This is a genomic window from Enterobacter sp. 61D5, from assembly GCF_034107965.1.
GTDB classification, from domain to species: Bacteria; Pseudomonadota; Gammaproteobacteria; order Enterobacterales; family Enterobacteriaceae; genus Enterobacter; species Enterobacter cloacae_M.
In genome coordinates this window covers 62,284-75,579 of the sequence record NZ_JAWNFK010000011.1, presented here as the reverse complement: position 1 = coordinate 75,579, position 13,296 = coordinate 62,284, and the positions used below count along the sequence as shown (strand labels likewise).

The following is a 13,296-nucleotide window of genomic DNA, read 5'->3' as shown; positions in this document are numbered from 1 at the left end:
ATCCTCTTAAGCCTGCCACGGATGAATAACGACGCCCTGCACCACGCGGTTGACCGTCCCGCTGGCGGATGGCGTATCGGGCGTAATGCCTGTGCTAAGCGACTGGGTGAGCGCAAAGACCTGGGCATACATCAGGAAGCAGAACGCCTGTTCCATATCGATAAACGGACGTGAAGGCGGCAGCAGAATGTGCGGACCCGCTTCAATGACCGGATCGTTTTCAGCGGCGATGGCGACGACGCGCAGGGCCTGGCGATCGCGGCGCAGCTCGGCCAGCAGATCCAGATCGTACTGACGCGTATACGGATGGCTGGAGATGAACACCACCACCAGCGTTTCGCTATCGACCAGCGACTTCGGCCCGTGACGGAAGCCCGTAGGGGAGTCGTAAAATGCCGCCAGCTTGCCCGCCGTCAGCTCCAGCACCTTCAGCGCCGATTCGCGCGCCGCGCCCTGCAGGCCGCCGCTTCCCAGATACACGATCCGTTTCCACGGTTCGCTGCCAAAGACGCCGTGGCTGAAATCCCCGAGCGAGGTGAGGATCGCCTGACAGCGATCGGCGACGTCGCGGAAGGTGTGGCTATTGATCGTTTCCGGGGCGAACACGGACAGACAGCTCGCCATCATGGTGGTGATGCTGCTGGTCATCGCGAACCCGCGATCGTGCGTTTCGGCAGGCATCAGCAGGGCAAAGGCGTTATCGCTGTCGACGGCGTTCTGGTACAGGCTCCCCGCCTCGTTGCAGGTAATGGACAGGTGGTAGCACTCCGGCACGAACTGGTTTGCCAGCTCAACGGCCGCGACGCTTTCCGGACTGTTGCCGGAGCGGGCAAACGAAACCAGCAGCAGCGGGTGCCCAGGGCTGAAGTAGTCCATCGGGTTCGTGACCAGATCGGTTGTCGGGACGGCGGTGAAGTTTTTCCCGGTGTGGCTTGAAAGCCATGGCGCAATGATATCGCCGATAAAGGCTGATGTGCCCGCGCCGGTCAGGACGATCCGCAGATCGCGCTTGCGCAGCAGCGGCGTCAGGAAACTGTCGATTGAAGCACGCAGGTTATCGATGTTGTTGAGCGAGCGGATCCAGCTGGCAGGCTGCTGGCGGATCTCTTCCTCGGTCCAGGTGCCGGTTGTAGTGGTGGTAGTGGTTTGTGGCATAACTCAGTCCTTAGTCGTGTGAATTCCACATCAGACGCTGGCAATCTTGTCGCTATCTTTCGTTTCGTTTCACTTGTTCACTTAAGCAGTTAAATAAAATCTATAGAAAAGAAATCGAAACTTCAATGGATGAAAAGAAATAAAACGAAAAGTGTGATCGTGAAAATAAAGGAGGAATTTAAGGAAAGGAAAAGAAAGGCCTTACGGTTTCAGGCCGTAAAGCCAAAAAGGAGACACAGTGAAAGGGCTAAAGGGGGAGAGCCTGGCCCTGAATCCAGATCCGCTGGAGATGTAAATCACCGTCCAGCGCAATGATATTGGCGCGTTTGCCCGGGGTTAAGGATCCAAGCTGACCGTCAATGCCCAGCAGCCGGGCAGGGTGCAGCGAGGCCATATGGATCGCCTCTTCGGCGGCTACGCCCGCAAACTTCACCATATTCCTGACCGCGGCATCCAGCGACAGCGTGCTGCCCGCCAGCCCGCCGGAGCCGGTTCGAACCACGCCGTTTTGCATCGTGACCTCTTCACCGCACAGGGTATACCGACCGTCCGGCATACCTGCCGCCTGCATGGCATCGGTAATCAGCACCACGCGATCCTGCGCGCAGCAGCATAAGCGCATCGCCCCCGGATGGACGTGGTGGCCGTCGGCAATCAGCTCCAGCCACGCCCGTTTGTCCGTAAGCCCGGCGCCGACCATGCCGGGCTCTCGGTGGTGCAGCCCCGTCATGCCGTTGTAGCAGTGAACCAGCCCGTCGGCACCCGCATCAAACGCGGCGAGAGTTTGCCGGTACGTGGCGGCGCTGTGGCCCAGCATTACGCGTATGCCGCGCTGTTTAAGATGATGAATCGCCTGCAGCGCGCCGGGCTTTTCCGGTGCGAGCGCCACTACCCGCAGCGTGCCCTGTGAAACGTCTACCAGCCTGTCCAGCTCGGCGATATCCAGCTCCCGGAACAGCTCCGGCGGATGCGCCCCTTTGTTCTGCGGCGTAAAGTACGGTCCTTCCAGATAGCTGCCCAGGATCTGCGCGCCGGGGCCGCCGGACTGAGCGCGCCGGGCGATACGCATCAGCGCGGCGTGGATGGCCTCCAGCGGCGCGGTGACGGTGGTGGGCAGAAATGCGCCCACCCCTTCGCGCGCTTTATGCATCGCCAGAGTGTCCAGCACGTCGGGCGCATCATCCATGACGTCCACGCCCGCGCCGCCGTGGACGTGCGTATCGATATACGCCGGGCAAAGCAGCTCCGCATCGCGCGCCGTAACCCCCGCCGGGATGGGTTCAATCGCTGCAACCGCGCCGCTTTCAATGCGCAGCTGGTGGTCGTCCAGCCAGCCCTGTTCGGTAAGGATCCGCCGCGCGCGCAGCAGCTGGCTCATATCCCTTCCTCGGCAGGGGCTTCCTCGCGACAGCGCCCCAGCTCGTCCACCAGGCTCGTCAGGCCGCGGTGTCCGCACTCCAGCGCCTGCAGGCGAAACGCCTCGCTGCTTAATCCGTCGCGCTCCAGCACCATCTCCAGCAGCAGCTGCAGGTTGGTGCCGGTTATCACTTCGCTGCCCGATCTTTGCATCGCGAGCGTTGACGCCACGCGGAACGGCGTGCCGCCGAGCAGGTCGGTGAGAAACACAACATCGTGCTCTGCGTCGAGTTCGCTCACCGCCTGCTCAAGCTGAGCGGTCAGCCGCGCGGTGGTGGAGGTTTCCGGAAAATCGATGGCGATAAACTGCGGCTGCTCGCCGAGGATCTGCTTCATCGCCTGCTCAAGCCCGCTGGCAAAACCGCCGTGACCCGTCAAAATAATGCCTAACATCGCAACCTCTTTGCTTTTACAGGAAGTGACAGAATTTACCGACAACGCCCAGCAGCACGGTGATACCGATCAGCCGCAGCGGGCTCCAGCCGCGGCGCACCAGCCAGAACATGGTCAGGGTATAGACCAGTGGCAGAAATGCAGGCATCAGCTTGTCGATAACGTCGGCCTGCAGCTTGACGACCGCATCCCCGGCTTTGATCTCGAGCGTGGTATTGAGGCGGACGTAGGTTGCCACCAGCGCGCCGATCACCGTCATCCCCACGATAGACGCCGCGTGGCCGACCTTTTTGGTGTTGGCTTTAATCAGCGGAATGGCCGCGACGCCCATCCGGTAAGCGTAGTGCGCCAGGCCAAAGCGCAGGCCGAGGTGTACCACGTTAAATAAGACGATAAAGACCACTGCGCCCAGAATCGAACCCTGCAGCGCCAGGCTGGCGCCAATACCGCCGCAGATGGGCAGCAGGGTTAGCCAGAACATGGCGTCGCCAATGCCGCCGAGCGGTGCGCCGACGGCAATTTTGGTGCTCTGGATGCTGTTCACATCCTGCTTGGATCGCTCCATCGCCAGAATGATGCCGATAACAAAGGTCACCAGGAACGGGTGGGTGTTAAAGAAGCCCATATGGCCTTTCATCGCCCGCGCCAGGTCGCGCTTGTTGGTGTGGATCTTTTTCAACGCGGGCAGCAGCCCGTACAGCCAGCCGGAGGCCTGCATACGCTCGTAGTTAAACGAGGCCTGCAGCAGCATGGAACGCCAGGCCACGCGGTTAATATCCTTTTTCGTCAGTTCGGCACCGATGCTCTGGTCTTCGTAGACGTTTTCATTCACGCCGGTCAGCAGCGTCTCTTCGCTTTCAGACACGCCCGGCAGGGTGGTGTGGTTAGATGCCATCTTCGAATTCCTCTTTCTGGGCTGCGGGAGCCGTCGGTTCAGGTGATTTACGCATCAGGTCAATCAGCGCCATCGCCAGCGCGGCCGCCGCAATCGCCAGCACCGGAAGCTTGAGCCAGGCGGCGGCGACAAAACCGATAATGAAGTAAGGGATGTAGACGTTTTTCATCATGATCTTCAGCAGCACGGCGAAGCCGATGGCAGGCATGATGCCGCCTGCGACGCCGAGGCCGTCAATCAACCGTGCCGGCAGAACGTCAATGGCGGTTTTCGCATGTTCCGCACCAAAGTAGATCGGCAGGAACGCGCACAGAAAATAGAAGATGCCGAGCGCCAGCAGCGCAAGATAGTTCACCCGTTCAATACCGTGAGTATCTGCATTGGCCGCCATGCGATCGCAGCGTGACATCACGCCGGACATCACCGAGAAGAGGAACGTGATTCCCATCTGTACCGCGACGGCAAACGGGACGGCGACGCCAACGGCAACTTCTGGCTTCACCCCAGTGCTGATGGCAAATGCGGTACCCACAATGGTGCCGATAATGACGTTAGGCGGCTGGGCACCGGCCAGCGGGGCCAGCCCCATCCAGACCAGCTCTAACGTACCGCCGGTCAAAATGCCGGTGTGCAGATCGCCCAGAATCAGGCCGACCAGCGGCCCGAGCACCACCGGGCGGTGCATGTGCGTTAACCCGTTAAACATATCCAGACCGGCGATAAAGGCGAGTATGCCCAACCCCAACGCCTGCAACAGACTGATTTCCATTGTGAATCCCTCAGAGCAGTTTAAAGAGATCCAAAGCAGTTTCTGTTGGAACGCCCTGAACGAAGCATTCCACACCGGCCGTTTTCAGGCCGTTGAACGCGGCGATATCGTTCGCGTCGACAGAGACCGTTTTGGCAATTTGTTGTTTGCCACTGGCGTAGTGCATATTTCCGATGTTGATACGGGTGATGGGCACGCCGCCCTCGACCAGCTTCAGAAAATCGGCGGGTGATTTGCAGACCAGCAGGATTTTCTGGCGGTCAGCGGCGCGGTGAATGTTGTCGATCACCTTTTGCAGCGACCAGAAGCGCACGGCGATCCCTTCCGCGAGCACCATTTCCATCAGGTTCTGTTGAACCGGATCCTCAGCGACCTCATCGTTAGCGACCAGCACCAGGTTTGCGCCGGCAAACCCCACCCACTGCACGCCCACCTGACCGTGGATCAGGCGTTCGTCGATGCGGCATAAGACAATGTTTGGCATAGCGTTTTCCTCTTTTTTAATTATGCGTTTTGAGTCGTTACGCCTTCGCAGGCGGCGTGGTACTGCTGGAGTATGTCCTGAATGCGGTCGATGATGAGTTCCCGTGGCGTTGACTTGAGAGCACCCTCGCGAACTTTACTGTACTGCAGCGGCAGGTACTGGCTGATCAGCGGCAGAGGAACAGGCTCGTCTGCCAGGTTGCGCACCAGCCGTTCGAAGGCGTGGTCAATCTGGCTGTCCGGCCAGTAATAGCGCACGCGGTCAGAGTAGCTGTAGCCGCGCGCCAGGCGACGCGCGTTGCCGTCACCGTGGTAATGGCTTTGCCAGTATTCCGGGCGGTCGAGCATGACGTTTTCCAGCACGTGACGCAGGCCTGAAACGGCTTTCGCTGGCAGCAGCTCCTCTTCTATGGCGGCCAGCGAGAACAGCGCTTCGCGCAGGGCGAAGGTCAGGGCGGGGCCAACTTTCAGAATCGCAAAGTGATCGTTAACCAGCTGGCGCAGCGCCTGCGGCGTCTGGTAGTCAGTGGAATGCGCTTCAAACACCAGCGTGTCGTAGGCTTCAACCATTTTGCTCAGGGCAACGGCTTTCTGCGGCTGATAGTCGCAGACGTGCGCGTGGTCGAACTCCACGCCAGGCTGGACCACCAGGCCAATAATGCGCGGCCAGATGTCGCGTAAGCCTTCCTTTTCGAACGCGTGGCGGTGCGCTTCAAGCGTGGCGCGGGCCGCGTCCGGCGTGGTGACGGCAAGTTCGGTGAGCGTCTCGTGCGCGCCACCGGGAACCGGCACTTCCGTACCGATAACGTAGACCAGATCGGATTCACCAAACTGCTCGCGACAGGTCGCTTCGGCGATCTTCGCCAGGCGTGCGGCGCGTGCGGCAACGATCGCATCGGTCAGGGGAACGGGGTCGTCTTCGCAGGACATGCTGCAGTCGAGGTGGATCTTTTTGAATCCGGCAGAGACATAGCTTTTGATCAGATCGTCGGCATTTGCCATCGCCTGTTGCGCCGGCAGGTTTTGCCAGCGGTTAGGGCCAAGGTGATCGCCGCCGAGGATCAGCTGTGACGTCGGGAAGTCGAGCGACTCGGCCAGCTGGCAGACAAACCCGTGAAAATCCGCAGGCGTCATGCCGGTATAGCCGCCAAACTGATCCACCTGGTTGGAGGTGGCCTCGATCAGCAGCGGCGACTGATGCGAATGCGCGTAACGAAGGGCTGCTTCCAGTACCAGTGGATGCGCGGAGCAGACGGCGTAAATCCCGTTTGAATCCCCCCGTTTATGGTGTTCCACCATTTCTGTCAGATGTTTCACTTTCCTCTCCATTTCGGATGGTAATGATATTTATCTTTCGTTTTGTTTCATTTAATCCTGCATCATGGTGATATAAAAATAAAACGAAAGATAATGGTTTTCCGATCCGTTTCACAAAAGAAACATAATGAAAGGTTTCAGCTAAGTGTTGGCTTGCGTCTGGACGTAAGGCGGGACTTGCATTCCCGAAAAAGAAAGGCCTTAATAGACAAAACGAAATGAAACGAAAGACTATTTATTAAGGAGCTCGTATGAGCAGCACCGATTCATCCGCGGAAAAGCGCATCACCGGCACCAGTGAAAGGCGAGAGCAGATCATTCAGCGGTTGCGGGCGCAGGGAAGCGTGCAGGTTAACGATCTGTCTCATCTGTATGGCGTATCGACGGTGACGATCCGCAACGACCTGGCGTTCCTGGAGAAGCAGGGCATCGCCGTTCGCGCTTACGGTGGGGCATTGATTTGCGAAGGCAACATGCCGGGCGCTGAGCCTTCCGTGGAGGATAAAAGCTCGCTGAACACGGCGGTGAAGCGCAGTATCGCGCAGGCCGCTGCCGCGCTGGTCAAACCCGGGCACCGTATTATTCTGGACTCCGGCACCACGACGTATGAAATCGCCCGCATGCTGCGCCAGCACACGGACGTGATTGCGATGACCAACGGGATGAACGTGGCGAATGCGTTGCTGGAAGCGGAAGGGGTGGAATTGCTGATGACCGGCGGGCATCTGCGCCGTCAGTCGCAATCTTTCTACGGTGACCAGGCAGAACAGTCGCTACAGAATTACCATTTTGACCTGCTGTTCCTCGGCGTTGACGCCATCGATCTCGACCGCGGCGTGAGTACGCATAACGAAGACGAAGCCCGCCTGAACCGCAAAATGTGCGAGGTGGCGGAGCGTATTATCGTTGTCACTGACTCCAGCAAGTTTAACCGCTCAAGCCTGCATAAAATCATTGATACGCAAAGGATTGATATGATTATTGTCGATGAAGGCATTCCAACGGAGAGCCTTGAAGGGCTGCGAAAAAGCGGGATTGAGGTGGTGCTGGTTTAAGGGGGCTTTCCCCTCACCCTAACCCTCTCCCCATAGGGGAGAGGGGACTGCTCGGTGCGGTTGGGAATATGAATCACGTCACCGGTGCCGGGTTGAACACCGCCAGCTGATTATGTAATCCCCATTGATCCGAGAAGGTTTTCTTCCGCCCGCTGGCGACATCCAGAATGAAGTGGAACAGTTTCCAGCCCACGTCCTCAATGCTCTCTTCCCCGGTGGCGATGGTGCCCGCGTTGATGTCCATTAAGTCATACCAGCGGTTTGCCAGCTCGGTGCGGGTCGCCATCTTGATCACCGGCACCGTCATCAGGCCGTACGGCGTGCCGCGCCCGGTGGTAAAGACCTGCACCGTAATGCCGGATGCGACCTGCTGCGTGCCGCAGACGAAATCGCTAGCCGGCGTTGCCGCGTAGATCAGGCCGCGTTTCGTCGGGCGCTGGCCCGGAGATAGCACTTCCACAATCGCGCTCTGGCCGGATTTGGCAATCGACCCGAGGGCTTTTTCCACTACGTTGGCCAGACCGCCTTTTTTGTTCCCCGGTGAGGGATTGGCGCTGCGGTCGGTTTTGCCCATATCGAGATAGCTATCGTACCAGGCCATTTCCTCGAGCAGGCGCTTGCCGACCTCTTCATTAACGGCGCGTGGCGTGAGCAGATGGATGGCGTCACGCACTTCGGTCACCTCGGAGAACATCACCGTGGCGCCGCAGCGAACAAGCAGATCGGACGCATAGCCCACCGCCGGGTTGGCCGTCACGCCGGAGAAGGCATCGCTGCCGCCGCACTGTGTTCCCACTACCAAATCAGACGCCGGGCAGGTTTCGCGCTGGCGCTTGTTGAGCTTGTCCAGATGGCGTTCAGCCACCTGCAGGATATCGTCGACCATTGAGCGGAAACCCACGTGGTGCTCGTCCTGCAGACGCACGATGCTGGCCTCGTCTGCCGGAATGGCTTTCACATCTTCGGTGCCCTGCAGCAGGCGCTCTGGCTGCAATTTTTCACACCCCAGACCGATTACCATCACCTCGCCGCCAAAGTTCGGGTTCAGGGCGATATTGTGGATGGTACGGATAGGCACCACGGCAGCAGGGGCGTTAATCGCCACGCCGCAGCCGTAGAGATGGTTCAGGCCAACTACGCCGTCGACGTTCGGGTATTTTGGCAGCAGATCGCGTTCGATGATTTTCACCACGTAATCCACTACGCCCGCCACGCAGTGCACGCTGGTGGTAATACCGAGCAGATTCTTGGTGCCGACGCTGCCGTCCGCGTTGCGGTAGCCTTCGAAGGTATAGCCCTCCAGCGGAGGAAGCGGTTCCGGCACGCGGGTCGCCAGCGGAAGCGTGTTCAGCGGCGGCGCTTCCGGCAGCGCTACCAGCGACTCCTCAACCCAGCTACCCTGTGGTATAGAACGAACGGCATAACCGATGACCTCACCGTAACGTACGATTTCGCTGTTAGCAGGGATATCCACCAGGGCGACTTTATGTCCCTGCGGAATATGCTCAATCAGTTCCAGCCCGTCCGGGAAGCGGGTGCCCGCTTTTAAGCCGTTGTCGTTGACAATAATCGCCACATTATCGGTGTCGTGGACTTTTATATAAAACGCCGTCGGCGATGCCTGTCGAATTTCAATGTCGGCCATTGTTCAGTATTCTCCAGCAAAGTGTCTGATAATAAATTCAGCCAATTTTCAAATGGTAGAAATAAATACGCGGCTTTCAGAATTAAAGCATGTCAGCATAGTGAAGATGAAAATGTGATCGCGATCGCTCCCGAACCGGTAATCCCTGATTCTGTGCATTAGCGCCCAGCGCCTTGTGCATATGCAAAAAATTTTATCAAAATTTACCGCAATGCTTGAGCATTACAACAATGTGCGGTCGTGGATTGCGTCTTATACTGAATGACGATTTTATAACGCCAGAATACGTCAGAATAATAAATATAATGCTGGCGCGGTGTCTGAATAAATAAAATGATGCTGAAAAAGGCTGCGGAATTAAAAAGGTAATTACGATGAATAACGCTATCTTCCCGAATAAATTTAAAGCGGCCCTCGCGGCGCACCAGATTCAGATTGGCTGCTGGTCCGCGCTGGCAAACCCTATCAGCACCGAAGTGCTGGGTCTGGCCGGTTTCGACTGGCTGGTGCTGGACGGCGAACATGCGCCGAACGATATCAGCACCTTTATTCCGCAGCTGATGGCGCTGAAAGGCAGCCCCAGCGCCCCGGTAGTGCGCGTGCCCACCAACGAGCCGGTGATTATCAAGCGCCTGCTGGATATCGGTTTCTACAACTTCCTGATCCCGTTTGTGGAGACGGAAGAACAAGCGGCACTGGCCGTAGCCTCAACGCGCTATCCGCCAGAAGGGATCCGCGGCGTTTCGGTTTCGCATCGCGCCAATATGTTTGGCACCGTGCCGGACTACTTCGCGCAGTCCAATAGCAACATCACCATTCTGGTTCAGATTGAGAGCCAACAGGGCGTTGATAACGTCGACGCGATTGCAGCCACAAACGGCGTGGACGGTATCTTCGTCGGCCCGAGCGATCTGGCGGCCGCGTTCGGACACCTGGGGAATGCCGGTCATCCGGACGTGCAGCGCGCGATCCAGCACATCTTTGCCCGCGCCAAAGCGCACGGCAAACCCTGCGGCATTCTGGCGCCGGTTGAAGCTGACGCCCGGCGCTATCTGGAGTGGGGAGCCACGTTTGTTGCCGTCGGTAGCGACCTCGGCGTATTCCGCTCAGCCACGCAGAAATTAGCGGACGCTTTTAAAAAATAACCATCATTGAGGAAACAGATTATGACGCTGAAAGTGGGTTTTATTGGCCTGGGCATCATGGGTAAACCAATGAGTAAGAACCTCATCAAAGCGGGTTACTCACTGGTGGTGTCCGATCACAATCCGCAGGCCGTGGCAGAGGTGATAGCGGCTGGCGCTGAAGCTGCCACAACCGCGAAAGCCATTGCCGAGCAGTGCGACGTTATCATCACCATGCTGCCAAACTCCCCGCATGTTAAAGAGGTCGCGCTGGGTGAGAACGGCATTATCGACGGTGCGAAGCCGGGCCTGGTGCTGATTGATATGAGCTCTATTGCGCCGCTCGCAAGCCGTGAAATCAGCGAGGCGTTAAAAGCGCAGGGCGTCGATATGCTGGATGCGCCGGTCAGCGGCGGAGAGCCGAAAGCGATCGACGGCACGCTGTCGGTGATGGTCGGCGGCGATAAAGCCGTTTTCGACAGATACTACGACCTGATGAAAGCCATGGCGGGCTCCGTGGTGCATACCGGGGACATCGGGGCGGGTAACGTGACCAAGCTGGCAAACCAGGTGATTGTGGCGCTGAACATTGCCGCCATGTCCGAAGCGCTGACGCTGGCAACCAAAGCGGGCGTTAGCCCGGACCTGGTCTATCAGGCCATTCGCGGTGGTCTGGCGGGCAGTACCGTGCTGGATGCCAAAGCGCCGATGGTCATGGATCGTAATTTCAAACCCGGTTTCCGCATCGACCTGCATATCAAAGATCTGGCGAACGCGCTGGATACGTCTCACGGCGTAGGCGCACAGCTGCCACTGACCGCGGCGGTCATGGAGATGATGCAGGCGCTGCGTGCCGATGGCCTGGGCACGGCCGACCACAGCGCGATTGCATGCTACTACGAAAAGCTGGCGAAGGTGGAAGTGGCGCGTTAATCACGCCTTGCCTTCACCTTAGGGTGACAGCGGCGCGCAAACCCTCTATACTGCGCGCCGAAGCTGACCAGACAGTCGCCGCTTCGTCGTCGTCCCTTTCGGGGGAGACGGGCGGAGGGGAGGAAAGTCCGGGCTCCATAGGGCAGGGTGCCAGGTAACGCCTGGGGGGGAAACCCACGACCAGTGCAACAGAGAGCAAACCGCCGATGGCCCGCGTAAGCGGGATCAGGTAAGGGTGAAAGGGTGCGGTAAGAGCGCACCGCGCGGCTGGTAACAGTCCGTGGCACGGTAAACTCCACCCGGAGCAAGGCCAAATAGGGGTTCACATGGTACGGCCCGTACTGAACCCGGGTAGGCTGCTTGAGCCAGTGAGCGATTGCTGGCCTAGATGAATGACTGTCCACGACAGAACCCGGCTTATCGGTCAGCTTCAACTTCTTTAAAAACCCCGCTTCGGCGGGGTTTTTGCTTTCCGGGTGTAGCAGGCCGGGTAAGCGCAGCGCCACGTGGCAACGGGACAAACGACATCAATTCTCATATTTGCGACATTAAGCACATTTCACTGTTTTTATCCCTTCAGTGTCGTTTCTGTATCTGTAGATGATCTTCATCACAAAATTTCACGCTAAAAAAACACGATTTTTAGTATTGATAATTTGTTATGTTTGTTACCTTAATGATCCCGAAACTTTTCGCGTTTGATATGCATATATTGAAATCAAATACATTTCTCCCGTGAATATGTGACGCATTCCACTCTTTTTCGCAAACCTGACAATTCGCATCGAAAAAATTTAATAAACTGAAAGAATGTTTTAAACAAATAGCGGTTATTTATTGGTCTTTAATTGCCTGAAAGATCGTCTTTATTGATTTTTTTAAAGCCGGAAAATTTATCAAGGTTATCGCCATAAAATAAATTTATTACTACTGATTTTGTTGATCGATATCAGCGTAATGGTGTGGCTTTATTTATATATGTCATTGATAATAAATGTATTTTCAGATTGTTGTTGTTCCGGTAAAGCGTGCTAAAAAGCAAATTGTGAGTGACAGCACATACCCTCTGAAACACTATTAGGTAGAATTCGCTCCGTCATAGGGAAATAAGCGCAGAATATTATGAACACTATTATTCTACCGAAAACACAGCACCTCGTGGTATTTCAGGAAGTCATTAAAAGTGGCTCCATAGGTTCTGCAGCAAGACAGCTGGGCCTGACGCAACCCGCCGTCAGTAAAATCATCAGCGATATTGAGTCCTACTTCGGCGTGGAAGTGATGGTGCGTAAAAACACCGGCGTAAAACTCACTGCCGCAGGCCAGGTTCTGCTCTCGTACTCAGAGTCGATCACCCGCGAAATGAAAAACATGGTGAGTGAGATTAACAGCCTGAGTTTCAGTACCGTTATGGACGTTTCCTTTGGCTACCCGTCGCTGATCGGCTTTACCTTCCTGTCAGAGATGATCAAAAAATTTAAGGAAGTGTTCCCAAAAGCACGCGTCTCGATGTATGAAGCCCAGCTCTCCTCTTTCCTTCCGGCCATTCGCGACGGTCGTCTGGATTTCGCTATCGGCACCCTGAGTGATGAAATGCTGCTGCAGGATCTGCACGTCGAACCGCTGTTTGAGTCCGAGTTTGTGCTGGTCGCCAGCAAAACGCGAACGTGCACCGGCCCGACGACACTGGCATCGCTCACGCACGAGCAGTGGGTGATGCCGCAAACCGATATGGGCTACTACAAAGAACTTCTGACCACTCTGCAATACAACCACATCAGCATCGAAAACATCGTCCAGACCGATTCCGTCGTCACCATTTATAACCTTGTGCTGAATGCCGATTATCTGACGGTTATTCCCCGCGACATGATTGCGCCGTTCGGTTCTGACCAGTTTATTGTGTTGCCCGTGGAAGATGAATTACCCGTGGCGCGTTATGCCGCCGTGTGGTCAAAAAATTACAGGATTAAAAAATCGGCGTCAGTATTAGTTGAGCTGGCAAAACAGTATTCGTCGATGAATATCGAAAGACGACGATGAATAATGAGTATTCATTTTAAAAACACCCAGAGCTTATCTCTGTAACGCTCTGATACCCTGACTTTGCC

General features: G+C 56.7%; 12 protein-coding genes and 1 other RNA gene. 5 read left to right on the top strand and 8 right to left on the bottom strand.

Translation table 11 applies throughout. The features are described 5' to 3' along the window. Nucleotides 1–6 precede the first annotated feature (6 nt). The 7 genes from UTM25_RS12470 to kbaZ all read right to left on the bottom strand — a co-directional run bounded on the left by UTM25_RS12470 (nucleotide 7) and on the right by kbaZ (nucleotide 6,428). Nucleotides 7–1,155, bottom strand: coding sequence for an SIS domain-containing protein (locus UTM25_RS12470; protein ID WP_194401311.1), 1,149 nt, complete (start codon nucleotides 1,153–1,155; stop codon nucleotides 7–9). 247 nt (nucleotides 1,156–1,402) lie between these two features. Then, nucleotides 1,403–2,533 (bottom strand): N-acetylglucosamine-6-phosphate deacetylase, encoded by a 1,131-nt coding sequence (nagA, locus tag UTM25_RS12465; protein WP_194401310.1) that lies wholly within the window; start codon nucleotides 2,531–2,533, stop codon nucleotides 1,403–1,405. Next, nucleotides 2,530–2,964 carry a PTS galactosamine/N-acetylgalactosamine transporter subunit IIA gene (agaF, locus tag UTM25_RS12460; protein ID WP_194401309.1) on the bottom strand — a complete coding sequence of 145 codons (435 nt, stop codon included), beginning with the start codon at nucleotides 2,962–2,964 and terminating at the stop codon, nucleotides 2,530–2,532. The genes nagA and agaF overlap by 4 nt, the downstream gene beginning before the upstream one ends. Nucleotides 2,965–2,980: 16 nt before the next feature. Continuing rightward, nucleotides 2,981–3,859: a PTS N-acetylgalactosamine transporter subunit IID gene (agaE, locus tag UTM25_RS12455; RefSeq protein ID WP_194401308.1), complete on the bottom strand. Its 879-nt coding sequence runs from the start codon at nucleotides 3,857–3,859 to the stop codon at nucleotides 2,981–2,983. After that, a complete protein-coding gene (gene agaW, locus UTM25_RS12450) occupies nucleotides 3,849–4,628 on the bottom strand; it encodes a PTS N-acetylgalactosamine transporter subunit IIC (protein ID WP_024906387.1) in 780 nt (259 codons plus the stop codon). Before agaW ends, agaE begins: the two co-directional genes overlap by 11 nt. A gap of 10 nt (nucleotides 4,629–4,638) precedes the next feature. After that, nucleotides 4,639–5,112 (bottom strand): PTS N-acetylgalactosamine transporter subunit IIB, encoded by a 474-nt coding sequence (gene agaV / locus UTM25_RS12445; RefSeq protein ID WP_194401307.1) that lies wholly within the window; start codon nucleotides 5,110–5,112, stop codon nucleotides 4,639–4,641. Between the two features lie 20 nt (nucleotides 5,113–5,132). Beyond that, a complete protein-coding gene (gene kbaZ / locus UTM25_RS12440) occupies nucleotides 5,133–6,428 on the bottom strand; it encodes a tagatose-bisphosphate aldolase subunit KbaZ (protein WP_320714834.1) in 1,296 nt (431 codons plus the stop codon). 251 nt (nucleotides 6,429–6,679) lie between these two features. Between kbaZ and UTM25_RS12435 the strand changes: the two genes are divergently transcribed. Next, nucleotides 6,680–7,483 carry a DeoR family transcriptional regulator gene (locus UTM25_RS12435; protein ID WP_194401305.1) on the top strand — a complete coding sequence of 268 codons (804 nt, stop codon included), beginning with the start codon at nucleotides 6,680–6,682 and terminating at the stop codon, nucleotides 7,481–7,483. A gap of 73 nt (nucleotides 7,484–7,556) precedes the next feature. Here the strand turns inward: UTM25_RS12435 and garD are convergent, their stop codons facing one another. Further along, on the bottom strand, nucleotides 7,557–9,128 hold the full coding sequence (gene garD / locus UTM25_RS12430; protein WP_194401304.1) for a galactarate dehydratase: 1,572 nt from the start codon (nucleotides 9,126–9,128) through the stop codon (nucleotides 7,557–7,559). A 374-nt stretch (nucleotides 9,129–9,502) separates the two neighbouring features. On the opposite strand from garD, the gene garL reads away from it, so the two are divergent. The 4 genes from garL (at nucleotide 9,503) to tdcA (ending at nucleotide 13,228) form a co-directional block, all read left to right on the top strand. After that, entirely contained in the window at nucleotides 9,503–10,273 is a 771-nt protein-coding gene (garL, locus tag UTM25_RS12425; RefSeq protein WP_194401303.1) for a 2-dehydro-3-deoxyglucarate aldolase, read from the top strand. A gap of 21 nt (nucleotides 10,274–10,294) precedes the next feature. Then, nucleotides 10,295–11,185 carry a 2-hydroxy-3-oxopropionate reductase gene (gene garR / locus UTM25_RS12420; protein ID WP_194401302.1) on the top strand — a complete coding sequence of 297 codons (891 nt, stop codon included), beginning with the start codon at nucleotides 10,295–10,297 and terminating at the stop codon, nucleotides 11,183–11,185. 59 nt (nucleotides 11,186–11,244) lie between these two features. Then, an RNA gene (gene rnpB, locus UTM25_RS12415) (RNase P RNA component class A) lies at nucleotides 11,245–11,621 on the top strand. 686 nt (nucleotides 11,622–12,307) lie between these two features. Then, nucleotides 12,308–13,228, top strand: coding sequence for a transcriptional regulator TdcA (gene tdcA / locus UTM25_RS12410; RefSeq protein ID WP_194401301.1), 921 nt, complete (start codon nucleotides 12,308–12,310; stop codon nucleotides 13,226–13,228). Nucleotides 13,229–13,296 lie beyond the last annotated feature (68 nt).

Bases quoted from the DNA above. Each gene is read 5' to 3' on its own strand.
- agaF (WP_194401309.1), bottom strand. From the start codon at position 2,964: ATGTTAGGCATTATTTTGACGGGTCACGGCGGTTTTGCCAGCGGGCTT.
- tdcA (WP_194401301.1), top strand. From the start codon at position 12,308: ATGAACACTATTATTCTACCGAAAACACAGCACCTCGTGGTATTTCAG.
- nagA (WP_194401310.1), bottom strand. From the start codon at position 2,533: ATGAGCCAGCTGCTGCGCGCGCGGCGGATCCTTACCGAACAGGGCTGG.
- UTM25_RS12435 (WP_194401305.1), top strand. From the start codon at position 6,680: ATGAGCAGCACCGATTCATCCGCGGAAAAGCGCATCACCGGCACCAGT.
- UTM25_RS12470 (WP_194401311.1), bottom strand. From the start codon at position 1,155: ATGCCACAAACCACTACCACCACTACAACCGGCACCTGGACCGAGGAA.
- agaE (WP_194401308.1), bottom strand. From the start codon at position 3,859: ATGGCATCTAACCACACCACCCTGCCGGGCGTGTCTGAAAGCGAAGAG.
- agaV (WP_194401307.1), bottom strand. From the start codon at position 5,112: ATGCCAAACATTGTCTTATGCCGCATCGACGAACGCCTGATCCACGGT.
- agaW (WP_024906387.1), bottom strand. From the start codon at position 4,628: ATGGAAATCAGTCTGTTGCAGGCGTTGGGGTTGGGCATACTCGCCTTT.
- garD (WP_194401304.1), bottom strand. From the start codon at position 9,128: ATGGCCGACATTGAAATTCGACAGGCATCGCCGACGGCGTTTTATATA.
- garR (WP_194401302.1), top strand. From the start codon at position 10,295: ATGACGCTGAAAGTGGGTTTTATTGGCCTGGGCATCATGGGTAAACCA.
- garL (WP_194401303.1), top strand. From the start codon at position 9,503: ATGAATAACGCTATCTTCCCGAATAAATTTAAAGCGGCCCTCGCGGCG.